Raw genomic sequence first — 25197 nt, 5'->3', positions numbered from 1 at the left:
GGGGCGCCGCGCTTCCGGCCGTGCCCGCTGACCCGCCGACGGTCACCCGGCCGGTTCGGCGGCGAGGCGGCTCGCGATGTCGACCCGCAGGGCCTTCTTGTCTATCTTGCCGACCTTGGTGGACAGCAGCTCCTCCACGATCACCAGACGCTCGGGCAGCTTGAACCCGGCCACGCCGACCCGTTCCATCGAGGCGCGGACCTCCTCCAGCGTGAGCGCGGCGCCCGGGCGCAGCACGACGTAGAGGCACACCCGCTCGCCGAGGACGGGATCAGGCATGGCCACCGCCGCGACCTGGCTGACCGCCGGGAGCTGGTAGACGACGTTCTCGACCTCCTCGGCGGAGATCTTCTCACCGCCACGGTTGATCATGTCCTTGTCGCGACCCTCGACGACGAGGTTGCCCTCCTTCGTGCGCCGGCAGATGTCGCCGGAGCGGTACCAGCCGTCGGGCGTGAAAGCGCGGGCGTTCTGCTCGGCGGCCCGGTAGTAGCCGCGTGGGGTGTACGGGCCCCGGGTGAGCAGCAGGCCGGGTTCGCCGTCGGGGACGTCGCGATCGAGGTCGTCGACGAGCCGTACCTCGTCGAGGGGGCACACCGGGCGGCCCTGCGTGGTGCACACGACGTCCTCGGGATCGTCGAGGCGGGTGACGTTGAGCAGGCCCTCCGCCATGCCGAAGACCTGCTGCAGTGCCACACCGAGCACCGGCCGGATCCTGCGGGCCAGTTCGTCGGCCAGCCGCGCGCCGCCCACCTGGAGCACACGCAGGCTCGCCAGCTGCTCCGCGCCCTGCTCGGCGGCGTACTCGAGCCAGCGGCCCGCGACCGCCGGGACGACCGCCGTGTGGGTGACACCCTCGGCGGCGATGGTGGCGAAGGCCCGCACCGGTTCCGGCGAGGGCAGGGTGACGACACGTCCGCCGACCAGCAACGTACCGAGAAGGCCGGGGCACGCCAGTGCGAAGTTGTGGCCGGCCGGAATGTTGACGAGATACGCGGTGGTGTCGTCCACCTCTGCGAACCGCGCGGCGACGCGGGCGTTGTAGGCGTAGTCGTCATGGGTGCGGGCGATGAGCTTGGGCAGGCCGGTCGTACCACCGGAGAGCAGGAACACCGCCACGTCGCGGCTGCCGGGCGGGTCGGCGTCCAGCCGGGCCCGGCGTTCCCGGTCGGCCTCGGCGTCCGTCGGCGCGGCGCACAGCGCGCGCAGGTCGACGCTGCCCGGCGCGAGGTCGTCCCCCGCGACGAGTACATGCCACTCGGCTCCGGTGGCCGCCCGGACCTCCCCGGCCAGTTCATGGGCGAGAGCCTGGTGATCGAAGTCCCGCATGACGTCGGGCACCGCGATGGCGACGGCCTCCGCGTGCACGGCCAGGTAGCCCAGCTCGCTGCGCCGGTGCGCGGGCAGCGCCATGACGGGAACGATGCCCGCCCGCAGACAGGCCAGGACGAGGACGACGAACTCCCAGCCGTTGGCCAGCTGGACGATGATCCGGTCGCCCTTACGGATGCCGAGGTCCAGCAGGCGTACCGCTGCCGCGTCGGCCCGTGCGGCGAGTTCCGCGTGGGTCAGCCGTACACCGGTGCCGGCGTGCGCCACTGCGTCGATCAGGGCGGGATCGTCCGGGACGCGGTCCGCGACCGTCCGCAGCAGGTGGCCGAGGGGTGTCCCGGCCCAGTAGCCGTCGGCGACGTACCGTGCCGCCTCGTCCTGCGGCCAGGGAACGATGTGGTCAGAGACGGGGCTGGGCATCATCGGCCTCCTTGCGGATGATCACGGCGTCCAGCGCGACGAGTCCGTGCGCGGTGAGCCGCAGTGGGTTCACCTCGACGGCGTCGAGCGAGGGATGGGCGGCGAGCAGGTCGCCGAGGGCGACGAGAACCCGGCTCAGCTCCTCCCTGTCGAGGACGGGGCCGCCGCGCCACCCGGCGAGCAGGGTCCGGCCCGCGAGTTCGTCCGGCATGCCGGCGGCCTCGGCGGGAGAGAGGGGGGCGAGGCGGATCGCGACATCGGCTAGCGCCTCCGCTGTCGTCCCGCCGAGCCCGAGCAGGACGACGGGACCGAAGACGGGGTCGCGGCGGGCGCCGACGACCAGGTCGACACCGGGCGGTGCCATCGCCTCGACCAGGTAGCGGCGGGCGCCGATCGCCTCCAGCGCGTCCAGCGCGGCGTCGAGGACGTCCGAGGCCGTGATGCCGAGGTGGACGCCGCCGAGCTCCGTCTTGTGCAGGACGGTCGCGTCGAGCAGCTTGACCGCCACCGGGCCGCCGCCCAGCTCCGCGCGGGCGGCGTGGGCCGATGCCCGGTCCTCGCAGACCCGGCGCGGTGGTGTGGAGATGCCGAGCCGGGTGAGGAGCTGCTTCGCCTGGTGCTCGTCGTAGGAGGGGGCGAGGACGACGGGAGCCGGGGCGGCGACGAGTCGGCTGTCCTCGCGGGTTCGGGCGTCCGCTGCGCGAGACCGGGTGAGTTCGTGGGCTCGGGCGTCGGCTTCCTGGGCCTGGTCGTTCGCTTCGTGAGTCCGTGCGTCGGCTTCGCAGGCCCCTGCGCGGGCTTTACGGGCCCGGGCGTCGGTGAGGAGTGCGGCCGTCGCCGAGGCAACGCCGCTCGGGTCGGCGGCCACGGCGAACCCGGCGTCGACCAGGGCTCGCCGGGTGCGTATGACCTGCTCGCCCATGCCGCCGACGCCGAGCACCACGGGGACGTCGCCCAGCTGTGCTTCCTGCGCGGCCGCGACCAGGTCGACGGCACCGGGCTCGTACAGGACGTATCCGGCGATCACATCGACGCCCGGATCGGCGCCGACGGCGGAGAGGACACGGCCGAACGCCGGTCCGGGGCGGCCGGTGTCCACCGGGTTGCGCTGGAAGGTGAGCGGGGGCAGCAGACCGGCCAGTGTTTGCTGTGTCGCGACGGTCAGTTCGGGGACGTGCGCCCGCCTGCCGCGCAGGTCGTCCAGAAGCAGCAGGCCGGGGCCCGCCTGGGCGGTGACCACGCCCACGCCCGGGTCGGCGGACGGGCGGGCACGGGTGACGGCGAGTACACAGACCGCGTCCACCAGTTCCCGCTCGTTGTCCACGACCACCGCTCCGGCCTGGGCGAGTGCGGCCCGGGTGGTACGCCAGGAGGTGGCCAGGGCACCGGTGTGGGAAGCGGCGAAGGCGCTGACGTCGTGCCGGCCGACCACCAGGGCCACCACCGGCCGACGGGCCGTGAGCCTGCGTACGCTCGCCACCAGCCGGGGTCCGTCGGCGACCGACTCGATGTGCAGCGCGACGGCCGAGGTGTGCGGATCGTCCGCGAGATGGTCCAGGACGTCCGGTGCGGTGACGTCCACTCCGTTGCCGAGGCCTACAGCGAGACTGACGCCGTGTCCGGCCTCGGCGAGCAGGAACGCCAGCGCGTGATTGACCCCGCCGCTGGCCGCGACCACCGCCACACGGCCCGCGGGGATCTCGGCCGCGCCCGGCACGAAACTGGCGGTGACGTCGGCGTGCGGGGCCATGAAGCCACTGGTGTTGGGGCCGAGCAGTCGGATGCCCGTTTCGGCGACGATGTCGGCGAGCCGCCGCTGGTGCTCGATGCCGGGCCCGCCCGCCTCGGCGAATCCGCCGCCGCAGATGACCGCGGCACGGACCCCGGCGGCCGCAGCCGCGGCCAGGACGTCAGGGCAGGCGGGCGCGGGGACACAGAGCATGGCGAGGTCGACCGGGCCGTCCTCGGCAGCCGCGCGGACCGATCCGTACATGGTCTCGTCCCGGCCGTTGACCAGTGCCAGACGGCCGCCCCCGGCGGCGAAACCGGACAGCGAGCGGACCAGCCCGGCACCGAGCTTGCCCGGATTGCGCGAGGCGCCCACGACGGCGATCCCGCGCGGTGCGAACAACGACGTCAACGGGCTTACGGACGCGGAGGACCGGGCGGATGCGGAGGCCCGGTCGGTTGCGGAGGCGTGGTCGGACGCGGAGGTCCGGCCGGTCGCCGGGGCCGGACCGGTCGCGGAGGTCGGGGAGACGGTCTCGGTCATGCCCGGACTCCGACGAGGTCGGCGCGACCGGACAGGACGGTGGTCACGCCGCGGTCGCGGTCGGCGTCCGGCTCGATCAGCAGGGCCGGAAGCTTCTCCTCCATCCGGGCCTGCTCGCACAGCAGCGTCCGGGTCAGCGGATTACCGCCGTACACCGCGGCCAGGACGGGCCGGTCGGAATCCGGGAGTGCCGCGAACCGCGCGAGTCTGCCGCGGGCCTCGGGCAGCCCGGCCTCGGTGTCGGGGGCGGCCAGCAGCGCTCCCCAGCGCCCGGGCGCCGGGGAGTCGCAGACGGGCAGTTCCTCGGTGCCGTGTACGGCCGTCGGTGTGCCGTCGGCGTCCGTCGTCACCTCCACGAACCGGCCCGGTGCCGCCCAGCCGTCCTGTTCGAACCGTGTCGCCAGCGGATCGGTACCGTACTTGGCGTTCCAGGCACGATGGCTGGCGTCGACGAAGTCCGGGGCGCGGCGGGCGAGCCGGGCGTCACTGATGCTGCGCGTGAGGAAGTGGAACGCGAACTGCCAGGGCTCGAAGGCTTCGTGGTAGCGGCCGAAGTGCTCCCACCATGACAGGCTGGGCCGCGCCGAGTCCTGGATCCTGCGGACCGACGGCTGTGCGGCCTCCTCGTAGGCAGCGAGTGCGGCCGGGACGTCGCCCGGGTGGTCGGTGAGGACGTGGGCCAGGGCGATCGCGTCCTCCATCGCCATCTTCGTTCCGGATCCGACCGAGAAGTGCGCGGTGTGCACCGCGTCTCCGACGAACACCACCGGCTGCGGTGCCAGGGTGTGCCAGCGGCGGGTGCGGCGCGTACGGAAGTTGCCCCAGCGGGAGTTGTTGGTCAGCAGTTGCAGGCCGTCGATCTGCTCGGCGAACAGCTTCTCCAGGTACTCCTTGGAGACCATGTCGCTCACACCGGGCGGCTGGGTGGTGTCGAACCCGTCCAGCCCGGCGCGGCGCCAGGAGGCCTCGTCCGTCTCGACGATGAACGTGGACATCGTGTCGGAGATCGGGTACCCGTGCACGGCGAAGACGCCGTGCGGGCCTCGCTCGTGGACGAAGGACAGCCCGTCGAAGAGGTAGTCGGTGCCGAACCAGATGAACTTGGCCGTGGCGGTCTCCACCTGCACGCCGAGGTCGTCGGTCAGCTGTTCGCGGATGCGCGAGCCGGTCCCGTCCGCCGCGATGACCAGGTCGTAGCCGGCCAGGTCGTCGAGACCGACCTCGGTGGAGAAGCGCAGCTCGGCTCCGACCTCCCGGGCGCGGGCCTGCATGAGCGTGAGCAGCGTCCGCCGGACCACCGCGGTCATGCCGTTGCCGCCGCAGCGGATCCGCTCGCCCTTCAGCCGTACCTCGATGTCGTCCCAGTGCCGGCCGTGCCGGTCCAGGGCCTCGCGCAGAATTGGATCCGCCTCGTGGATACCGGCCAGGGTGCGATCGGAGAAGACGACTCCGAAGCCGAAAGTGTCGTCGGCGCGGTTGCGCTCGAAGACGGTGACCTCGATCGAGGGATCCAACCGGCGGATGAGGGTGGCGAAGAACAGCCCTCCCGGGCCACCGCCTGCGACAGCTATACGCATTGCTTCCCCTGGTGAGACGGCGGGGGCGGGGCGCGTGGACGCCCCGTCGGTTCGAGCGGCACAGGCCGTGCCGCCGCAGCCACAACGTACGACATCCGAGCGACGGCCGTCTAGAGAGTGACACGTTTCTTTCGCTCGGCCCGGTGCACGCCCGGACCCGTCTGACGTGGGCCGGAACGCGGCCGGACAAGCGGCCCGGGACTCGACCCGGTGCGCCGCAGGGGCCCGGCCTGGGCCGCGGCGCGGAATTCAGCCGACCGTGATCCGTTCGTCGACGTACGCCTCGGCCGGAGCCCTGAGCAGGTCGTGCGCCTCGAGGAACACCTCGTGCGCGGGCCGGCCGTGCCACCCGGCGGCCAGCAGTTCCGGCGGCAGGTCCGGGTCGCGGAAGGGGATCAGGCGGTAGTCGTGGACCAGCCGCGTACGTTCCACCAGGGCCTCGCGGCCGGTGAGCACTCCCGCGCGGTAGCGGGGGAGCCGGGGCCGGTAGACCTCCAGCAGCCCGGCGTACTCCTCGTCCAGTCGCTCAAGGTCCCAGGCGCGGGCTGCGATATCCAGGTCGGCCCCCAGCCCCGCCGACCTGGACCGGAAGGTGTCGAGCTGGACGGCCGGCTGCTCCGCGAACGCGGCCAGCACCTGGTCGGTGCGGTCATGAGGGCTCAGCCAGACTGCCGAGGACAGCGGGCCGAAACCGAACCAGGCGAGCTTCTTGCGCAACTGCTCCCGCAGGGACCGTTCCGGCTCGGGCACCGAGTAGACCACCATGTGCCACTGGCGGTCCCAGGGGCCCTGCACTCGGTCGAAGATACGTGCTCGCCCCTCGTCCAGCAGCCCCCAGGCCGCGTCCGTGAGCACGTACACCGTCTCCCGGCCCTCGCGCCTGCTCTCCAGCCATCCCTCTTTGCGCATACGGGCCACCACCACCCGCACGGTGGCCTCCGGAACGCCGAAGCAGGCCATCAGGGCCACCAGCCCGCGCAGCCTGACCTCCCCGCCCCGGTAGCGCAGATAGTCGCCGAACAGATCGAACACCAACGACCGCGGCTTCACCCGACACCTCCCGACGGTTCGTCCCGGGTCACAGGCACTCCGTGGGTCGTGTTCGGACCTCCTACCGGCCCCGCCGCACCGCGCCGCGGAACTCGCCCCGCCCGGCCGCAACGGACGACCGGCACTGAGGGCGATTCACTTTCCAGACGGACGTCATTCTACTGACGCGCGACAGTGATGTCACTGTGGTGGGCGACGACGGGCCGCCCGGCGGGGTCCGGCACGTGCTACGCCTTGTGGTGAGCGACCGCTGCCTCGCCGAGGGCGACCATCGCGTAGGTGAGGCGGGCCATCTGGGAGGCGATGGTGCACTCGGGGTCGGACTGCGCGTTGACGAAGGACCCGTCGAAGCCCGCGATCGCGAAGTAATCGAGCTCCTCGGCGACCGCTTGGGCGATCTCGGGGCCCTCGTCGGCGAAGGCGGACGAGATCATCACCCGCATGTAGGCGCGGCCCTCGGCGCGCACCTGCCGGTTCATCTCGGCGACCTCGGCGTCCGTGGCCTCGTCGCTCATGAGGAGCAGGACGTGCAGCCGCAGGAAGTCGGGCCTGGACGTGAAGATCTCGGCCGTCCGGTTCATGTACCAGGCCATCCGCTCGTGGTGCGTGCCCCCCTCGGGGGGATTCGCGTGCGCCTCGCGCATGGCGGCGAAGAAATTGTGGGCACCACGCGCCATCACCGCCGAGAGCAGCCCGCCCTTGGAGCGGAAGTGGTGGTAGATCGCGCTTCTCGGCAGTCCGGTCTCGGCGGTGATCGACGAGATCGAGGTGCCCGCGTACCCGCGCAGCGACATGACGTGAGCCGCCGCGTCAAGGATCTCTTCCCTTGAGCGCTGCCCGCGCCGATTGCCGTTCGGTGCTCTGGTTCCCTTCCTCACCCTGAAGATCCTAAGGCCTCTGCTTCGATCGGCTGTATGCCGGAAATCTGCCCGATCCACACCTCTTGACGTCAGGCCGTACGCATGTGAGCGTAGCCACTATTGGACGGACCGATCGGTCCAATAATCCTGGGAACGATCACTGGAGATCGGCATGCCCCAGCATGTGCAAGCGGGACATGGCACCGTTGACCAGCTTGTGCGTACCGGTCAACGGGCACCCGCGTTATGAACGGGGCAAGGCCGCCGTCATCGGCCGGATGACGCCGCAGCTGGTGTGCGGCGACACCGTCGGTGTCATAGGCCCGCCTTCATGAGTAGTGCCCGGCACCTTCTGTGCTCCTCGGTGCCGGGCTTGATCGGCCCGCGCCGCTGACCTTGAGACGGAAAGCCGAGCGGGACGACGCGCGACCGGCCCGCTGTGCCGGTTCAGGCCCTCCCGGCATGCCGTTTGTGCAAAGCGCCGGCGGACTCCTGCCGCGTCCGGACGGTGATGGCGCGCATGCGTCCCGACGCTGCGTCGATGAGCGGCGACGTCGACCAGACCATGCACCACCTCAAACCCTCTGGTCTCACCTTTCTTGTCTCTCTTGCCTCATCCCTTCCACCTCACCTCTCTCACCTCTCTCACCTCTCCATCTCGACTGGCGTCCCCGTGCGCCCAGTTGATCAGTGAAAGGAAACACTCATGACAGGAGTGAAGGAGCTCGCGTACGTCGTGTACGAGGTCAGCGACCTCACCGGCTGGGAGCACTTCGGCGTGACGCTGCTCGGCATGCAGCTGGGCGAGAAGTACGACAACGGCTTCACCCTGCGCACCGACGAGAAGGCGCACCGCTGGATCATCACCGAGGGGCCCGCGGACGACCTCGCGTTCAGCGGTTACGAGGTCGAGTCGGGGGAGGCCCTCGACGCACTCGTCGCCAGGCTCACCGCCGCCGGTGTCGAGGTCACCGAGGGCGACGCCGACCTGGCCGCCGCCCGCCGTGTCGACCGGCTGGTCCGGGTCACCGACCCCATGGGCAACCGCATCGAGCTGGTCACCGGGCTCGCCGACGCCGACACCCCGTTCCACTCCGACGCCCTGCTCGGCGCGTTCGTCACCGGCGCGGGCGGCGCGGGCCACCATGTGCTGCTCTCCAAGGGCGTCTCGCGCGAGGAGTACATGGCCTTCTACGAGGGTCTGCTCGGCTTCCGGATCAGCGACATCATCATCGAGGAGCTCGCGCCGGGCATCGTCGCGGACCTGATCTTCCTGCACTGCAACCCGCGCCACCACAGCGTCGCGTTCGGTGACATGCCGCACCCCAAGAAGACCCACCACTTCATGCTTGAGGTCACCGACATCCGTGACGTCGGCATGGCCTACGACCGGTGCATGGACGCCAAGCAGCCTTTCGAGATGACACTCGGCATGCACCCCAACGACCACATGTTCAGCTTCTACGTCCGTACGCCGTCCGGTTTCTCGGTCGAGTACGGCTGGGGCGGCCTGCTCATCGACGACGAGACCTGGCAGGTGCGCACCCTCGACCGGCTGCACAGCTGGGGCCACCGCCCGCCGGAGCTTGTGCACGAGCTGCTCGGCCAGGCCCCTTTCACCAACCAGGCACCCGGGAGTGACCACTGATGGCTCTGCGGCAGAACGACATCTCCAAGTACGTCCAGACCAAGGACTGGAAGATCCACCTCAACGAGGTCGGCGAGGGCCACCCCGTCGTGCTGCTGCACGGCGGCGGCCCCGGCGCGACCGGGTGGAGCAACTACTCACCCAACATCGAGGCGCTCTCCCGCAACTTCCGCGTGATCGCCCCCGACATGCCGGGCTGGGGCGACTCCGACGCGGTCGACTTCAGCACGCTGGACCATGTCGAGGCGGCCTGCCAGCTGCTGGACGTCCTGGGTATCGAGAAGGCCGCGTTCGTCGGCAACTCGATGGGCGGCCACACCTCGCTCCGGCTCGCGGCCGAGCGCCCCGAGCGGGTCTCGCACCTGATCACCATGGGTGCGCCGCTCCAGATGAAGCCGTTCCTCTTCGGTGCGGGCGGCGGCCCGACCGAGGGCCTGAAGATCATGTACGAGACGTTCACCGACGCGACGCCGGAAGGCATGCGCCGCCTCGTCGAGATCATGGTCTACGACAAGGAACGCTTCGCCACTCCGGAACTGTGCCGCCTCCGCTCGGAAGCCGCGCTCCGGCGCCCCGAGCACCTGCACAACATCGCCTCGGTCGCCCCGAAGGCACCGATCCCGATCTGGATCGACCCGCACCAGATCTCGAACATCACCGCGCCCTCGCTGCTGATCCACGGCCGCGACGACCGTGTGGTCTCCTTCGAGTCGACGCTCTTCCTCGCTGCCAACATCCCCGACTCGCGGGCCCACATCATCAACCGCTGTGGCCACTGGGCCCAGTTGGAGCACGCCGACGAGTTCAACCGTCTGGTGACCGACTTCGTCACCCAGCACTGATCCACCCCGCGCCGCCAGACCCTTCGTACCCGGCGACAGTCGGCGACACCCGGCGGCGCGGGCCCACGGGCTCACGGTTTCCCGCAGGGGCCCTGCACCCCGCAGACGTGGCCTGCTTCCCATAGAGCAGGCGTGGCCTGCTTCCCATAGAAGAGTCTTGCTTCTCCGAGGAGTTGCCCTATGAGCACCATGCGTATGGCAGAGACCGACGTCCTCGTCGTGGGCGCCGGTCCGGCGGGCGCCGCAGCCGGTGCGCTGCTGGCGACGTACGGCGTCCGCGCGATCGTGCTGAACAAGTACGGCTCGGTCGCCAACACGCCGCGCGCCCACATCACCAACCAGCGCACCATGGAGGTGCTGCGCGACCTCGGGGTCGAGGACGAGGGCAAGCGGGCCTCGACACCCCAGCATCTGATGGGCGAGCACGTGTGGGCCGTCAGCCTCACCGGTCCGGAGCTCGGACGGTTGCGGACCTGGTACACCCACCCGCTGTTCAAGGCCGAGCACGACCTGGCCAGCCCGACCGCCGTGTGCGACCTGCCCCAGGACCGCATGGAGCCGATCCTGCTGCAGGCCGCCACCCAGCGCGGCACGACCCTGCGGGTCAACACCGAACTGCTCTCCTTCACCCAGGACGACGACGGTGTCACCGCCACCGTCCTCGACCGGGTGACCGGCGAGGAGTACCGGATCCGGTCGAAGTACCTGATCGGCGCCGACGGCGGAAAGTCGCGCGTCATGGAGCAGCTCGGTATTCCGCTCGAGGGCGAGATGGGCCACGGCGGATCGATCAACATCGTCTTCGAGGCGGACCTGACCCACCTGGTCGAGCACCGGCCGGGCGACATGTACTGGTTCGTTCAGCCCGGCGTCGGCCACGACGGCAACGGCATCGGTGTGCTGCGTATGGTCCGGCCCTGGAACAAGTGGGTCGCCGTGTGGGGCTACGACGTCGAACACGGCGCCCCCGACCTCACCGACGAGTTCGGCACCGCGATCGTCCACCAGCTCATCGGCGACGACACCGTCCCGGTGAAGATCGAATCCGTCTCCACCTGGGCGGTCAACCACGTCCACGCAACCGAGAACCAGGTCGGCCGCGTCTTCTGCGTCGGCGACGCCGTGCACCGCCACTCGCCGATGAACGGCCTGGGCTCCAACACCTCGATCCAGGACTCGTTCAACCTGTGCTGGAAGCTGGCCCTGGTCCTGCGTGGCCAGGCGGAACCCGGCCTGCTGGAGACCTACCGCGACGAGCGGCTGCCCGTAGCCCGCCAGATCGTCGAACGGGCCACGGCGAGCAACCAACTGATGCCGCCCCTGTTCAAGGCCCTGCACCTGCCGCCCGCCGCCGGACCGGAAGCGCTGGCAGCCGCGCTCGAAACTCTCCAGGCCCCCACCGACGAAGGCGCGGAGCGGCGCGCCGCCTTCGACGTGGCTGTGCGGAACACCCTGCTCTGCTTCAACACCCACGGTGTGGAGACCAACCAGAACTACCGGTCCGGTGCTCTCGTGACCGACGGCACGCCGGCACCCGTCGCGCCCCGGGACGAGGAGATCCACTACTTCCCCACCACCTACCCCGGACGGCACCTGCCGCACGCGTGGCTGCTCGACGGGCAGCGCAAGGTCCCCGTCATCGACCTGTGCGGCCATGGCCGGTTCACGCTGCTGACCGGCATCCGCGGTGAGGCCTGGCGCGAGGCCGCCGCCAAGGTCACGGCGGAGACGGGTGTGGAGATCGAGGTCGTCTCCATCGGTCGTGGGTGCGACTACGAGGACCGGTACGGCGACTGGGCCGCTGTCTCGGAGATCGTCGAGAGCGGCGCGGTGCTGGTCCGCCCCGACCACATCGTCGGCTGGCGCAGCACCGAGCTGGCCGACGACCCGAAGGGCACCCTGCTCGACGTCATGCGGTCGATCCTGCGGACCACGGCTTCCTGAACCGCACAGGAACCGGGTGAGCGTTCAGGGCGATGGCAAAGTCGTGCTGATCTTGTGGGTGCGCAGGCCAGGGTGGTGTGACGATGGTCGGCCGGCGCGCGACGTACGCAACCAAGCTCCGTTGTGCAGGTGACCTTCCCAAGTTGCCCTGCCACAAGAGCCGTACGCGGAGGGCCGCACCGCTCCGGAGGGGGCGGTGCGGCCCGGCACCCGTTCACCACCGCCCGACCCCCGGCGGGTTCGCCGCGCGACGCCCTCCAGGGCACGGACGCGATCGACACGTCGGGAGCCGCACGGCCGCCGGTGCCTCGCCGACGGCTCTCTCGTTTCAGTGACGCGTGGTCCTACGGTCTCCGACGGCCAGTCGGCTCGCGACGATGTCCGCCGCGAGCAGCCCCGCATGTGCCTCCAGTCGTCCGCTGCCGCTGAACAGGTCTATGCCCAGGCGCTCCTCGACCTTCCTGATCCGGTGATACACGGTGGCGCGGTGCAGGTACAGGTCGGCCGCGACCTGTTTGACGTTCCCCGCCGTGGTGAGGTAGGCCCGGAGCGTCTCGACGAGCCCGGCAGCCGATTCGTCCTCCAGCAGCCACTTCAGTGAGGGGCTGACGAAGTGATGCACCAGGATGTTGGTCGGTACCGCCGCGAGGCCTGACATGTGTCCCGTACTGTCCCAGCGGATCACCTGGTGCTTCCAGCCGAGGCTGTCGCCCAGGTCCAGGCTCTGCCGCGCCTGCCACACGGCCGCGCTGGCCCGGCCCGACACGACCGTGCTGGCCGCGACCAGCCAGGGGACGTCAATACCCTGTGGCCGTGACCGGAAGACGAGGTCCGCCGCCTTCGTCGCGAGGAGTTCGGGCAGCGCGGTGTGCACATCTCGCGGATACGGCGCGAGGAGCGCGAAGCTGACCGACCCGCTGAAGGCGATGAGGCACCTGCTGCGCGGGTGGGCCTCAGCGAATCTGTTCGTCAAGGCCGCCAGACGCCCTCGTGTCGCGGGATCGGCCGACTTGGCGTCAATCGCGGCAGGCATGGAGAGAGCAAGGCAGACGAAGGCGTCGTCGTGCTGCAGTTGGCCTTCGCGGATCGCGCGCCCCAGCAGCACGTCCAGCGTCTCCAGATCACCCGTCGCGAAAGCGCGTCCGAAATGGTCATCAGCCCATTCCGGCGAAGCGAGCAGCCCGGCAGTCTCCAGGGCGTGCACGGTCGCCTCGGCGATTCGGCTCACGCTCTCGACCCGCTCCGACGACAGAGGTCCGCGTGCACAGGTGATCCAGAGCAGCAGGGACGGCGCCGATCCGGGCGAACTCAGCGGAATCACGAGCGTCGACGGTATCCCGAGATCCACGCTGCCACCGATGTACACCGGCACGGAGATCAGCGTCACCGCACGCGTGCTCAGCCCGAGATGGCGCGGTGAGACGGGCTCGGCGTGGACGTCGTCCGACGAGCCGTGCGGGATGGACTGGGCGACGCGGTTCAGGTGAAGGTCGGTCAGCTCCACCGGTACGTCCAACGATGCGGCGAGGGACTGCACCAGCTCGTGGAGATGCTGTGTAAGGAGTCCGTTCACAGCCGTTCCTTCCGCTGGTGGAGCCCGTTCAGCACCGCTGACGCCATACTCAGCTCCCGTCTCTCGCGGAGGCCGTGCCCGGGTCGGACACCGATGTGGCCGAGGGCCGGGACAGGGTGTCCGCCCCGGACGCCACGACTCCGGCAGGAACCGCGGTCCCGGTCCGAGCCGACGTTGTGGGCCGGATCCCACCCGCGTGGATTTCCTCGGCCCAGTGGCAGGCGACGCGATGAGCCGCGGTCGCCCCGGGCACATCGATCACCCGCAGCCGGGGCCGCTCGCTGTCGCAACGGGTCGCCTGTTTCCACGGGCACCTGGTGCTGAAGCGACAGCCGGGCGGCGGATTCTCCGGACTGGGAAGATCGCCCCGGAGAAGGATCTGCTCCCTGCTGTCCTCCTGTCGCGGGTCCGGGTGCGGCACCGCCGACAGCAATGCGCGGGTGTACGGATGCAGCGGACCGGCGAACAGTTCGGACGTCGGCGCCTCCTCGACGAGTCCGCCGAGGTACATCACCCCGATCCGGTCGCTGACGTGCCTGATCACGGCGAGGTCGTGCGCGATGATCAGATAGGTCAGTCCGTACCTCGTCTGGATGTCCTCAAGCAGGTTGATCACCTGAGCCTGCACGGACACGTCCAGCGCGCTGACCGGCTCGTCGGCGACGATCAGCTGCGGCTCGACCGAGAGAGCCCGGGCAATGCCGATCCGCTGTCTCTGTCCTCCTGAGAACTCGTGCGGGTACTTGCCGAGCGCGGTTCGCGGCAGCCCCACCGAGTCGAGCAGTTCGTGAAGCCGCGCGCTCATGTCGCCCTTGGACAGCCCGTGTGCGTTCATCCCCTCGCGGAACATCTGCTCCACGCTCTGTCGTGGGTCCAGACTCCCCAGTGGATCCTGGAACACCATCTGCATGTGCCGACGCTGCCGGCGGAGCTTCTCCCCTCGGAGCGTGCGCAGGTCCACATCGCCGAAGCGGATCTCTCCGGCGGTCACGGGCGTCAGCTGAAGCACCGCTCTCCCGAAGGTCGACTTCCCGCATCCGGACTCTCCGACCAGGCCGTAGGTCTCTCCTTTACGGATCTGCAGGTCGACGCCGTCCACCGCGTGCACGTGCCCGACCGTCCGATTGAGCAGAACACCACGGCGGATCGGGAAGTGCACTTTGAGCCCGCGTACATCCAGGAGCGGGTTCTCGGGGGCGTCCGGGTGGGCTTGCGCGGTTTCCGCCGTCATGAGGTCTGCTCCTTCGTGGCCGTCGTCGGTACCGGGATGGGGTGATGACAGCGCAGCCGGTGCTCGGCCCCTCCCGCCCATACCGGGCTCTCCCTCAGGCAGAGGTCGGTGGCGGAGTGGCAGCGCGGTGCGAATGCGCACCCCTGTGACCAGGGAATATTGTCCGTGACGGATCCGGGTATCGAGTGGAGGCGCCGCTCCTCGCCGTCCAGCCTCGGCACGGAGGCCAGCAGACCGCCGGTGTACGGATGGCGTGGCCCGTCGAACAGGTCGTAGCGGCCGGCCCGTTCGACGATCCGCCCGCCGTAGAGCACGTTGACCGAGTCGCACAGGCCCGCGACCACGCCCAGGTCGTGCGTGATCATGATCAACGAGGTCCCCGAGCCGATGACCAGTTCCTTCAGCAGAGCAAGAATCTGGGCCTGGATGGTCACGTCCAGTGCCGTGGTCGGCTCGTCGGCGATCAGCAGACGCGGCTCGCAGGCCAGTGCTGTCGCGATCAGTACGCGCTGGCGCATGCCACCGGACACCTGGTGCGGGTACTCGTGCATGCGACGGCCAGGATCGGGGATGCCGACCCGTTCGAGCATCTCCTGCGCGCGTCGCAGCGCCTGCGACCGGCTGGTGCGCCGGTGCCGCTGGATCACCTCGGCGACCTGCACACCCAGGGGCACGACCGGGTTGAGGGAGGACAGCGGGTCCTGGAAGATCATCGCGAGCTCGGCCCCGCGGCGATCGCGCAGCTCACCGTCCGTCAGCGTGAGCAGGTCCGTGCCGGCGAACAGGGCCCGTCCGAGGACTCGGGTTCCGCGCCGGGGCAACAGCCCCATCAGGGCGAGTGAGGTGACCGACTTGCCGCAGCCGGACTCACCCACCAGGCCGACGACCTCGCCGGGGCCCACCTCGAAGCTCACTCCGTCGACGGCGGTGAACGGCTCGGCTCCCGGCCGGGTGAACGTGACGGAGAGGTCCTCCACCGACAGGAGTTTCCCCCCGCCGGCGGAATGGGGCGCCTGTGTGCCTGCGTTCATCACATCTACCTCCGCGTCCGCGGATCGAGGGTCTCGCGAAGCGACTCGCCCGCAAGCGTGAAGCCGAGCGCCACCACGATGATGCACAGCGCGGGGTAGATCGCGAGATGGGGATACGAGTTGAAGTACTGCTGCGCGCCGCCGAGCATCTGGCCCCACTCCGGTTGCGCGTCATCGGGATTCCCCAGTCCCAGGAATGACAGCGCCGCGGCGTCAAGGATCGACACGGCCAGGCTCAGTGTCCCCTGCACGATCACCGGCCCCAGGGCGTTGGGAACCATGTGGCGGAAGACGATCGCCCCGGGCCGGACCCCCAGGGCGCGGGCCGCGAGCACGTGGTCGGTGCCGCGCTGCACAAGCATCGAACCGCGCATGAGCCGGGCGAAGATGGGTATCTGAACGATGGCGATGGCGACGATGAGCGTCCATTCGTTCGGGCGTGCGAACAATGCCGCGATCGAGAAGGCCATCAGCAGCGAGGGGATCGCGAGCATCACATCGACCACGCGCATCACGAACGTATCGACCTTTCCGGCGAACACGCCGGCGAGGAGGCCGAGCGCCGCGCCGCCGGTGAGCCCGCCGAGGGTCGCCAGCACCCCCACGATGAGCGTCTGGCGAGCGCCCACGAGCAAGCGGGAAAGGAGATCCCGCCCGGCGGGGTCGGCTCCCAGCGGAAAGCCGTCCTGCGGGCCCGGCACCGGATTGGCCTGTGCCCGGACCTGATCCAGCAGCAGCGGTGCCGCCGGATCGTGCGGCGCCAGCAGTGGGGCGGCCACCGCCAGGACGACGAACACGAAGGTGATCGCCGCCCCGGTCACGAAGGCCGGTTGGCGCAGCAGCCTGTGCAGTGTCCGTGTGGCCGAGTGCCCGGCCACCAGCACCTGCGACTGAACGACTGGTGCGCCCCCTCCTCGGGCGAACGTCATTGCATCCTCACTCTCGGGTCGCACAGCGCGTTGGTGATGTCAACAACGATGTTCACGAACAGGTACAGCACCGCGATCATCATGATCAGCGCCTGCAGCACGGCGTAGTCGCGGGTGGTGAAGGCCAGCGCCATCGACTGTCCGAGCCCCCGGTAGTTGAAGACGGTCTCGGTGAGCACGGCCCCGGCGAACAGGCCACCGGCCTGCAGGCCGATCACGGTGATCACCGGCAGCAGGGAGTTGCGCAGCACATGACGCCCGGCGATCGTCCGGTCCCGCAGTCCCTTGGCCGTCGCGGTGCGAACGAAGTCCTGCTGGAGTGTTTCCGCGACGGAGGCCCGGGTCAGACGAAAGATCACGGCGAACGGGATGATCGACAGCGCGATCGTGGGCAGGGTCAGGTACCTCACGCTCTCCAGGAGAGCCGCTCCGTCGCCGGCGAGCAGCGAGTCGAGCAGCGTGAGCCCGGTCGGCGTGGGTATCGATCCCTGCAGGTCCGCCCTGCCCGACGGCGGCAGCCATCCGGCGCGGACCGCGAAGACGTACTTGAGGACGAACGCGGTGAAGAAGACCGGCACGGCCAGGCCGAGTACGGAGAAGCTGAGGAAGGCGAAGTCGAACACGCCGCGTCGCGTCGCGGCCCAGTAACCGATGGAAACGCCGAGCACCGTGCCGATGACGAGTGCGCACAGCGCGAGTTCGATCGTGGCCGGTGCCCGGGTGAGGATCACCTCGGTCACCGGCGCACCACGCCACACGCCGGTCGACACTCCGAGGTCGCCGTTCCAGAACCGCCCGAGGTAGCGAACGTACTGCGTCCAGATCGGTTCGTCGAGGCCGAGCGACTCGACGAGCTTCGCGCGGTCCTGCGGGCTGGCGTTCTCGCCGAGCAGTGCGTCCAGCGGTCCGCCGGGAAGGCTCCGCAGCCAGACGAAGAGGATTGCCGTCAGCGCGAGGAACGTCGCGCCCGCCTGGACCGTCCTTCGAAGGATGAATCTGTACATGTCTGTCCAATCGGTGTGGGGCGCACGTCGGCCGCACGCCCCACATCGGGGTTGGGCTACTCGCCGAAGGTGGCTGTGGCCAGCTGCTCGCCACCGACCGGGCTGGCGACGACACCGTGCACCCGACCGCTGAGCACCAGGGCCGAGGGGCTGCTGGCGATCGGAATCGACGGAAGCCAGTCCTCCGCCATCTTGCGGTTGATCGTGAGATACATCGCGGTGCGCTTCTTCGGATCGGGCTCGCGGTCCGCGGCGTCGAGGTCGTCGACGAGCTGCTGCCCGAAGCCGAGCAGTCCGGTGGCGAAGGCGTTGTCCACCGCTCCGAACAGGATTCCCAGGAAGTTCTGTGCGCTGTTGTAGTGCCCGGTGGTGCCGAGCAGGTACACAGGTGCCTCGCCGGCCTCGCGACCGCTGAGGTAGCCGCCCGCCCAGGGCTTGGCAACCGGCTCCACCTGGATCCCGACGGCCTCCAGGTCGGCCTTGATCAGATCGAAGAAACGTTTCGGCTCAGGCATGTACGGCCGGGTCACCTCGGTGGGGTACCAGAGCTGGATCTTCAGATTCGGGTGGCCGGCCTCGGCGAGCAGCTTGCGGGCCTTGTCAGGATCGTACGGATACCCCTTGACCTCCTTGTTGTAGCCCTCGACCGAGCGCGGGACGAACTGCGACACCGTCTCCGAGCCCTCGGGCAGCAGCGTGTCGACTATCTGCTTCTTGTTGATCGCCCAGGCGATCGCCTGGCGGACCCGCAGATCCTTCAACTCGGGCACGGTCTTGGCGTTCAGACCGAGGTACATGACGTTGAACGGCGGTCGGGCGATCACCTGGAAGCCGTTGTCCCTGAGGCTCTTCCAGTCGCGGGGGGCGGGCAGGTCGTAGGCGTGGATGGCCCCGGCCTCGAGCTCCTGGCGGCGCGCGGTCTCGTCGGGAATCGTCCGGAACTCGATCCCGCCGATCTTCGGCGCGTCCCCCCAGTAGGCGTCGTTGCGCTCAAGCTTGACCGTGCCGGTCGAGTCGTCGTAGGAGACGAACTTGAACGGTCCGGTCCCCGTCGGGTGCAGGCGGCCGTACTCCGGGAAGGCGAAGCCCTCACCGCTGGCCTTGACGTCGTTGGCGTTGTGCTTCTTCATCGCCGTCGGGCTCGACATCGCATAGGTGCCGTGCGCCAGGATCGTCGGGAACTTCGAACTCGGGGTGTTCAGGCGCAGGACCACCGTCAGATCGCCCTGGGTCTCGCACCCGGAGTACAGCGACGGCGTGGTGTCACCCTCGAAGCCGCCGAAGTCGTTGACCCAGGTGTGGCTGACCGCCGAGGTGCGCGCGACCTTGGGCTGGCGGTACCAGCGCTCGAAGTTCGCGCAGACCGCGTCGGCGTCGAACTTCGTGCCGTCGTGGAAGGTGACCCCCTCACGCAGCTTGAACGTCCAGCGCTTGCCGTCCTCGCTCTGGTCCCACTTGACGGCCAGGCCCGGACCCGGATCCGCCGTGCCGGGCAGCAGGCTGAGCAGACCCTCGTACATCTGGTTGTTCACTCGGGCCGTCTCACCGTCCGAGGTGTAGAAGGGGTCGAAGAGCGACGGAGCTCCCGCGGCACCGAAGACGAGGCTCTCCGAGCCGGCCTTGCCACCGGCGTCGTCCTTGGCCCCATCCGCACCCCATGAGCACGACGAGAGCAGCATCATGCCGGCCAGCGTGATGACCCAGGTCTGTCTGAACTTCATTGTTCCTCCTGATCTTGGGTCTGCGTGAGGGAAAGCCGGTCACCGTAGAACCAGAGCCGTGAGAACCCGCCGTCCGGCAGCGCGCACACTCTGACGCGCCGGGTGTTGACGGGAGAGGTGAACTCGATGGTCGAGGTCGCCCCGGAGGTGATGTCGAAGATCCCGGTCTCCCGCCAGTTCGCCCCGGTGAGTGTCTCGATCGCGATGCGGGCCGCGCAGTTGCCCCGGAACGGAGCGGCGACCACCTCGAGCGCGCGCAGTTGCACCGGATCGGGCCATGAGAGCTCGACGAAATGCTGGTCGGCGGATGAACGACGCGGGGTCTCCCATCCGTCGTGCGTGCTTGTGGGCATGGCGTGGGAGATCACCGCCCATGGGCTGCCGAAGGAACCCTCCGACGCCTGGACGCGGCAGCCCAGTCGCACGTCGGACAGGCGGATGCCGGCGGGCGGGCGACTGCGCGGGACATCGACCACGCCGTACGCGCGCAGTCGTGCGACTCCTCCGTCGGGGAACATGCGCAGCCGTACGAACGCGGCGGACCGTCCGGCATCGGCCACCGGGTAGGTGTTCACGCAGTTCGGCTCGACCTCGGCCCCGGCGAGAATCTCCCGCCAGGGCCCGTCCGGTCGGTCGGCGACATCGACACCGATGCGCTGCGGCGCGTTGAAGCGGAACCCCGTGGTCTCCAGCTCGATCTCGTCCACACGGCCCGGGTACGCGGCCCGGACGACCACCCAGTCGTGGTCCGCCGGATTGTGCCGGCGGCTCTCCCAGCCGTCGACATCCGCGCCGCGCAGCCCATAGGTGCCCGGCCGCTGCGGCGGAGCCGCCAGGAGCAGCGCGTCGGCGGCTCCGAAGAACTCGTCCGAGCAGTCCACCACGGAGGCACCGAGTTCACGCGCGAGCAGGTTGAGGTTCATCGCTCATCCCCTCCGTTGTCCAGGTGCGCGACGATGTCCGCGCCGCGGGCCCACCACAGGCCGTCGAGTTCACGCAACGTACGCAGTACGTCGCGCAGGTGTGCGAAGCGGAACGGCTGGGCGATGAGCCACGGGTGGATTCCCAGCACCAGCGTCCGGTTCCGCGGTGCGTCCTCGTCGAGGAGCACCCGGACCGACGACACGATGTTGTCGGCCCACTTCTCGATCGGGATACCGCGTTTGAGGTGTGAGAAGACGTCGTCGAGGTGGATCGACACCGGGATGTTCAGGATGTCCCCGCGCGGGGTGGCCAGGATGTTCGGTACCTCGTCGTTGGGCCAGTCCGCCGTCCACCGGATTCCCAGGTCGGCGAGATCCTCGAGGGCCGTGGTGGACTGGGCGTAGTCGAGCCCGCTCCAGCCGGCCGGACGGACTCCGCAGAACTCCTCGACGGCGCCGACCGACTCGGCGAGGTACGCGCGCTGCGCCTCGCGCTCCATTCCGTCGTGCAGGATGCTGATTCCGTCGACCCCGTGCGCGACGAATTCGGCGCCCGACTCCGTGAGGCGTTCCACCAGCCGCGGCCGGTGCCGGGCGGAGTAGGCGTCGATCGCCGCGGTCGGCGGGATCCGCAGTTCGTCGAGGAGGTCGAGGATCCGGAAGGCGCCCACCCGCAGGCCGTACTCGTGCTGCGACGTGGTGTGCACGTCCATGATCCGCGGATACGGGCCTCGCAGTGCGACGCTCGACGGCGGGATGCCGGCATCCGGACCGGGAAGGGCGGGCACGTGATCGAGATGCATCAGCACCACGACGCTCAGGTGCGCACCGCCGGGCCAGCCCAGGTTCGGAGCGGGCCGGGGGCCGCCGTCGGCCTCGTGCAGTGGCCTGACAAGCTGCATGGTCAACACCATCCGATCTCATCGACATGGGCGGCGATCTGCTCCGGCGTGGTCCACCAGATGTCGTCGTGCGAACCCAGTTGTTCAAACATCTGCGCGAGATGGCCGATCCGATGCGGGATGCCCATGTAGAGCGGATGCAGCGCGACAGTCATCACATACGCCGTGTCGTGCCTGTGCGCTTCCTCGGACAGCACCGCGTACTGCGACTGGACGATCGCTGCGAAGTAGTCGCTGTCCAAGCCGTACATCGGTGATCCCGGGAACAGGAGGGCGTCGTTGACCTCCCGGGAGTACGGCACGCCGATCAGGCCGCCACCGCGTGGGCCGTCCAGACGGAACGGCTGATCATCGATGAACCAGTCGGTCGTGTAGGTCATGCCGGCTTCCGCCATCAGACGGTAGGTGGCGGGTGTGGCGCTGAACGACGGACCCAGCATTCCGCGCATGCGGTATCCGGTGAGCTCCCGCACTGTGGAAATCGTGTAGTCGTAGAACTCCCGTTCCGCGCTCTCCGATTCACCGAAGAGGAGCCGGCTGTTGTAGGTGCCATGGCTCATGAAGCTCCATTTGCGTTCGACCATCGCGTCGGCCACATCGGGATACAGGCGCAGCACTTCGCAGTTGAGCGAACAGGTCACCTTCACCGGGGAGTTGTCGAGGACGGGGAGCATGCGCCAGAACCCGACCCGGTTGCCGAAGTCCCGGAAGGAGTAGCCGACGTTGTCCGGCTTCGCGGGAACCCGGTAGAAGTAGTCGCGGTGCGGGTTGGTCGGCGGCAGATATTCGTAGTGCTCGATGTTCATCACCACGTTCACAGCCACCCGCTTGCCGCCGGGGAGTCGAAGCTTCTCCCTCCGGTCGAGGGCTCTGTAACTCAGGAACTCGTCCATCGCTGATCCTTTCGAACGACTGTCTCAGGGCGTGGCGGCGGTGGGAACGAGCTCCTCCACGACCTCGTCCAGGGGACGGACACAGCCGAGTTGCGGGAAGATGACACGCACCGAGTGGTCGTGCTGCTCGGCGGTATAGGCAGCCATCGCCTCGGGGACGAAGACCACGTTGTAGGCGTGGTCGAACGCCGCGCGAGCGGTTCCCTCGACACCGAAGCCGGTGGAGATGCCTGCCATGACCACCGTGTCGATCCCGCGACGCCGGAGCTGAAGGTCGAGGTCGGAGCCGTGGAAGGCGTTCCAGCTGCGCTTGATGATCACCGGTTCCGTCGGCAACGGCTCGATACCGGGAAGGAAGTGGTCCCACCCCTGCCGCCGTACGGGGCGTGCGGGACGCTCGATGTCGGTGCGCAGCTTGCCGCTGAGTGAATCGGCCTCGTCGGGAAGGAAACTCGTACGCACATGCACGACGAGACTCCCGGCCCGCCGTGCGGCTTCGATCAGGCGAACGCAGCGCTCCAGGACGGCGTCCGTGGTGTGCGGATGCACGGGATGATCGGCGTTGGAGCCCTGCAGGTCGATGAGGATGAGCGCGGTGCGCCCCGGTTCTGCGACGGTCATGAGCGATGTCCTTTCATGGAAAGTGGATCCTTCAGGCCCCGAGGATCTGACGGGTCATGCGAAGGAGGGTCTCTTCCGATCCCGTGCCGCTGGCCTTGCTCAGCAGGCGCAAGCCGTCGAATGCGCCACCGGCGACACGGGCGGCCGGGCAGAGCGGTTCCAGCTCCAGCCCGGCGCTCAGGCTCGTGCCCCCCAGCTCCCGCACGAGCGCGGTCGTGGTCAGGCCGCCGCTGACGACGGCCCCCAGGCACTTGTTGTCACCGTGGGACGAGACGTCCAGCAGCCCGCGTACCGCTTTGGCGAGCTGCTCGGCGATGACCCATCGGTCGGGATCGTCCCGGTCCGTCTCGTGCAGTGCGAGGATCCGGTGCGAGGCGAGCACCTTCCGCGCGACGACCGGGCCCCAGCTCGCGGCCTCCCCCGCGGTGGTGATGAGCGCGCGGGTGCCGTAGGCGGCGGCGAGCCGTCGCAACTGAGCGCGGTCGGTGTCGTGGTTGGCCGGGGTGACGACGACGACGAATCCGTCCCGGCCGAGGTCGGGGTAGAACCGCACCCATCCACCGGTGCTGGCCGTGGCCACCCGGTGTCCGTCCTCGTGCAGCCGCGACGCGACCTGTGCCGCGGCACCGAGGTGCGTTTCGACCGTGCCGTCCAGCACGAACCGGCGCGTGCCGCGGGCGAGGGCCGCGCGGACGTGAGCCATGACCGCTTCCGAGCCCTGGTTCAGGACCGACAGTCCCACGACCTCGGCATCCTCGATCCGGAGCGCGGTGCGCACATCGACGTCGAGGCCGTTGCCGACCGGCATGGGAGCCAGCAGACGGCCGTCCACACAGACCCGGCCGGCCGTCGGGTAGGCGGGAACGACCAGCAATATTCCGTTCTCGTCGTTACGCCTCTCGATACCGGCGACCAGGGCGTCGGGGGAACCGCGCAGTTCCGCGTTGAGTTTGACCTCCAGCCGCGAACACCCCAGAGATTCGAGCCAGTTCGTCCATTCCTCGATGAGTGCCGTGGCCGCGTGACCCGCGTGGTGAAGATCGAGATCGACGACGACGGCATCGGCGTCGGCCACAGCTGTCGAGGGATCGCGGACAATCACCGGTTCGAGCCCTCTCTGCCGTAGACGGCACGCCACCGCCACCGAGCACTGCAGATCCTCGGCCAGGATCCCCATGGCCAAAGCGCGCGTCTCATTCGACGAATGTGCTGCCGGCATGGGTCCGTCCCTCGTTTTCATTGTTGATGGGGAGTCGTCATGCTATTGAGCGCCATACGGACAGTCATTCGACAAACGTCGCAAATCATTCCGGCACCACGCCGCTCACTCTTCATCCGCTGTCGTTCAAGGGGTGGTAGTCGGTGTGCTGGTAGTGGTGCGGGTTGGGGTGTTGCGGGTCGATTGGGAACCGGTCGGGGTGGTGGCGGGTGGTCTGGCCCGGGAGTTCCTCATCTCTGTTGAGGGGGCTCGGGCCTGTTGTATGCAGCGCCTACGGCTGAAGGGGCCGGGTGTGTCTTCCTCGTTCGCGGACCTTTCCCTTGTTCACGGTTCCCTTTTCGCTTTGCGGTCCGGGAGTCGGTCAGCGCTCTTCGTGGGCGCGGGATCGGGAGTGGTGGCGAGGGTTTCGCGGTGGCGCCGGGCGGGACGAGGACGTACGCGACCGGCATGTGCGGATGCCGGGGCGGGTTGCGGTGGGTGTGGGCGAGGTGGCAGGCACGTCCGACGTGGAGGAGCGCGGTGGTTTTCCGGGCCGCCGCGGGCCCGGTGACGATCGGGGAGGGCCGGGCGGTCGTGGTCCGGTGGCGGCCGAGGGCCGGAAGGGTGCGGACACGGGTGGCGAGGGTGCCGATGACCGGGGTGCGGCGGGTGACGAACGCGGAGTGGTAGGCCAGGCGTTCTTCCGTGCTGCGTGGCGGGGCGCCGGGCACAGGAGCGCGGCGGGTGGTGTGGTGGCGCAGTGCTGCCGGCCCTGCCGCGTGGTCACCGGCCAGGAAACGCCGCCTGTTTCGGGGACAGCACCCGCAGGACCGTGTTCCGGCTCATGCCGAGTTGCCGGACCACGGACCGCTTGCTGTGCCCAGTGGCCGGCAGTGCGTGCATGGTGGCGGGCTGGGCGCGGGTGCGATCGGCGAGCCGGTGGCCCGTGGGGCGGGGGAAATCGACGCCGCCTACCGGACCGTGCGCCGCCAGAACGTCGCCGCCCACCTCCTGCGCCGCCTCAACAGCGGTGGCGGAACCAGGGCGGAGAGACACCCCCTGAACCAGTTGCGGGTCGCCCGTCCGTTCCAGCGGGTGATCGAGTAGCGCACGATGGCTGTCCGCCGCTGGGGCCGCATAGTCGGCTCCCGGGCCGCAGGCGACCACCAGGGCCTCGATCAGGCGTGGACCACCGGCGTCCTGCCCGACCCCGGAACCCAGTGGGG

20 protein-coding genes are annotated in these 25197 nt (G+C 69.4%); 4 read left to right on the top strand and 16 right to left on the bottom strand.

Going from position 1 to position 25197, the window contains the following annotated elements:
• Positions 1 to 42: 42 nt before the first annotated feature.
• From ACIHCL_RS28185 to ACIHCL_RS28165, 5 genes are all read right to left on the bottom strand, one after another.
• The gene (locus ACIHCL_RS28185) at positions 43 to 1755 is read right to left on the bottom strand and encodes a (2,3-dihydroxybenzoyl)adenylate synthase (protein ID WP_399866109.1); all 1713 of its coding nucleotides are present in this window, start codon (positions 1753 to 1755) and stop codon (positions 43 to 45) included.
• Positions 1733 to 4024 (bottom strand): acetate--CoA ligase family protein, encoded by a 2292-nt coding sequence (locus ACIHCL_RS28180; protein ID WP_399866108.1) that lies wholly within the window; start codon positions 4022 to 4024, stop codon positions 1733 to 1735. The genes ACIHCL_RS28185 and ACIHCL_RS28180 overlap by 23 nt, the downstream gene beginning before the upstream one ends.
• Entirely contained in the window at positions 4021 to 5601 is a 1581-nt protein-coding gene (locus ACIHCL_RS28175; RefSeq protein ID WP_399866106.1) for an FAD-dependent monooxygenase, read from the bottom strand. Before ACIHCL_RS28175 ends, ACIHCL_RS28180 begins: the two co-directional genes overlap by 4 nt.
• A 249-nt stretch (positions 5602 to 5850) precedes the next feature.
• A complete protein-coding gene (locus ACIHCL_RS28170; protein ID WP_399866209.1) occupies positions 5851 to 6633 on the bottom strand; it encodes a PaaX family transcriptional regulator C-terminal domain-containing protein in 783 nt (260 codons plus the stop codon).
• Between the two features lie 245 nt (positions 6634 to 6878).
• Entirely contained in the window at positions 6879 to 7529 is a 651-nt protein-coding gene (locus tag ACIHCL_RS28165; protein ID WP_399866104.1) for a TetR/AcrR family transcriptional regulator, read from the bottom strand.
• Between the two features lie 688 nt (positions 7530 to 8217).
• On the opposite strand from ACIHCL_RS28165, the gene ACIHCL_RS28160 reads away from it, so the two are divergent.
• The 3 genes from ACIHCL_RS28160 to ACIHCL_RS28150 all read left to right on the top strand — a co-directional run bounded on the left by ACIHCL_RS28160 (position 8218) and on the right by ACIHCL_RS28150 (position 11945).
• Positions 8218 to 9159: a VOC family protein gene (locus ACIHCL_RS28160; protein ID WP_399866102.1), complete on the top strand. Its 942-nt coding sequence runs from the start codon at positions 8218 to 8220 to the stop codon at positions 9157 to 9159.
• On the top strand, positions 9159 to 10001 hold the full coding sequence (locus tag ACIHCL_RS28155) for an alpha/beta fold hydrolase (protein ID WP_399866100.1): 843 nt from the start codon (positions 9159 to 9161) through the stop codon (positions 9999 to 10001). Before ACIHCL_RS28160 ends, ACIHCL_RS28155 begins: the two co-directional genes overlap by 1 nt.
• Positions 10002 to 10181: 180 nt before the next feature.
• Positions 10182 to 11945: an FAD-dependent oxidoreductase gene (locus ACIHCL_RS28150; RefSeq protein WP_399866098.1), complete on the top strand. Its 1764-nt coding sequence runs from the start codon at positions 10182 to 10184 to the stop codon at positions 11943 to 11945.
• Between the two features lie 328 nt (positions 11946 to 12273).
• Here ACIHCL_RS28150 and ACIHCL_RS28145 read toward each other — a convergent pair whose 3' ends face one another.
• From ACIHCL_RS28145 to ACIHCL_RS28095, 11 genes are read right to left on the bottom strand one after another with little or no spacing between them, the layout of a single operon-like run.
• Complete coding sequence (locus ACIHCL_RS28145; protein ID WP_399866096.1) at positions 12274 to 13518, bottom strand: PucR family transcriptional regulator; 1245 nt, start codon at positions 13516 to 13518, stop codon at positions 12274 to 12276.
• Between the two features lie 49 nt (positions 13519 to 13567).
• The gene (locus tag ACIHCL_RS28140; RefSeq protein ID WP_399866093.1) at positions 13568 to 14749 is read right to left on the bottom strand and encodes an ABC transporter ATP-binding protein; all 1182 of its coding nucleotides are present in this window, start codon (positions 14747 to 14749) and stop codon (positions 13568 to 13570) included.
• Positions 14746 to 15780 carry an ABC transporter ATP-binding protein gene (locus tag ACIHCL_RS28135; RefSeq protein ID WP_399866091.1) on the bottom strand — a complete coding sequence of 345 codons (1035 nt, stop codon included), beginning with the start codon at positions 15778 to 15780 and terminating at the stop codon, positions 14746 to 14748. The genes ACIHCL_RS28140 and ACIHCL_RS28135 overlap by 4 nt, the downstream gene beginning before the upstream one ends.
• Positions 15781 to 15785: 5 nt before the next feature.
• On the bottom strand, positions 15786 to 16709 hold the full coding sequence (locus tag ACIHCL_RS28130; RefSeq protein WP_399866089.1) for an ABC transporter permease: 924 nt from the start codon (positions 16707 to 16709) through the stop codon (positions 15786 to 15788).
• On the bottom strand, positions 16706 to 17713 hold the full coding sequence (locus ACIHCL_RS28125; protein WP_391784827.1) for an ABC transporter permease: 1008 nt from the start codon (positions 17711 to 17713) through the stop codon (positions 16706 to 16708). Before ACIHCL_RS28125 ends, ACIHCL_RS28130 begins: the two co-directional genes overlap by 4 nt.
• A 56-nt stretch (positions 17714 to 17769) precedes the next feature.
• Positions 17770 to 19434 (bottom strand): ABC transporter substrate-binding protein, encoded by a 1665-nt coding sequence (locus ACIHCL_RS28120; protein ID WP_399866086.1) that lies wholly within the window; start codon positions 19432 to 19434, stop codon positions 17770 to 17772.
• Complete coding sequence (locus ACIHCL_RS28115; RefSeq protein WP_399866083.1) at positions 19431 to 20357, bottom strand: hypothetical protein; 927 nt, start codon at positions 20355 to 20357, stop codon at positions 19431 to 19433. The genes ACIHCL_RS28120 and ACIHCL_RS28115 overlap by 4 nt, the downstream gene beginning before the upstream one ends.
• Positions 20354 to 21259 carry a polysaccharide deacetylase family protein gene (locus ACIHCL_RS28110; RefSeq protein WP_399866082.1) on the bottom strand — a complete coding sequence of 302 codons (906 nt, stop codon included), beginning with the start codon at positions 21257 to 21259 and terminating at the stop codon, positions 20354 to 20356. Before ACIHCL_RS28110 ends, ACIHCL_RS28115 begins: the two co-directional genes overlap by 4 nt.
• A gap of 2 nt (positions 21260 to 21261) precedes the next feature.
• Positions 21262 to 22152, bottom strand: coding sequence for a polysaccharide deacetylase family protein (locus ACIHCL_RS28105; protein WP_399866079.1), 891 nt, complete (start codon positions 22150 to 22152; stop codon positions 21262 to 21264).
• Positions 22153 to 22176: 24 nt separating this feature from the next.
• Complete coding sequence (locus tag ACIHCL_RS28100) at positions 22177 to 22773, bottom strand: isochorismatase family protein (RefSeq protein WP_399866077.1); 597 nt, start codon at positions 22771 to 22773, stop codon at positions 22177 to 22179.
• Between the two features lie 31 nt (positions 22774 to 22804).
• Complete coding sequence (locus ACIHCL_RS28095; RefSeq protein WP_399866206.1) at positions 22805 to 23950, bottom strand: four-carbon acid sugar kinase family protein; 1146 nt, start codon at positions 23948 to 23950, stop codon at positions 22805 to 22807.
• 897 nt (positions 23951 to 24847) lie between these two features.
• Here ACIHCL_RS28095 and ACIHCL_RS28090 point away from each other — a divergent pair.
• Positions 24848 to 25078, top strand: coding sequence for a hypothetical protein (locus tag ACIHCL_RS28090; RefSeq protein WP_399866075.1), 231 nt, complete (start codon positions 24848 to 24850; stop codon positions 25076 to 25078).
• The last annotated feature ends 119 nt before the right edge of the window (positions 25079 to 25197 follow it).

Origin of the sequence: Streptomyces sp. NPDC052042 (assembly GCF_044548345.1) — a bacterium.
In the GTDB taxonomy this organism is placed as follows: domain Bacteria; phylum Actinomycetota; class Actinomycetes; order Streptomycetales; family Streptomycetaceae; genus Streptomyces.
The sequence above is the reverse complement of the archived record's forward strand: the minus strand, read 5'-3'. Positions and strand labels throughout refer to the sequence as shown.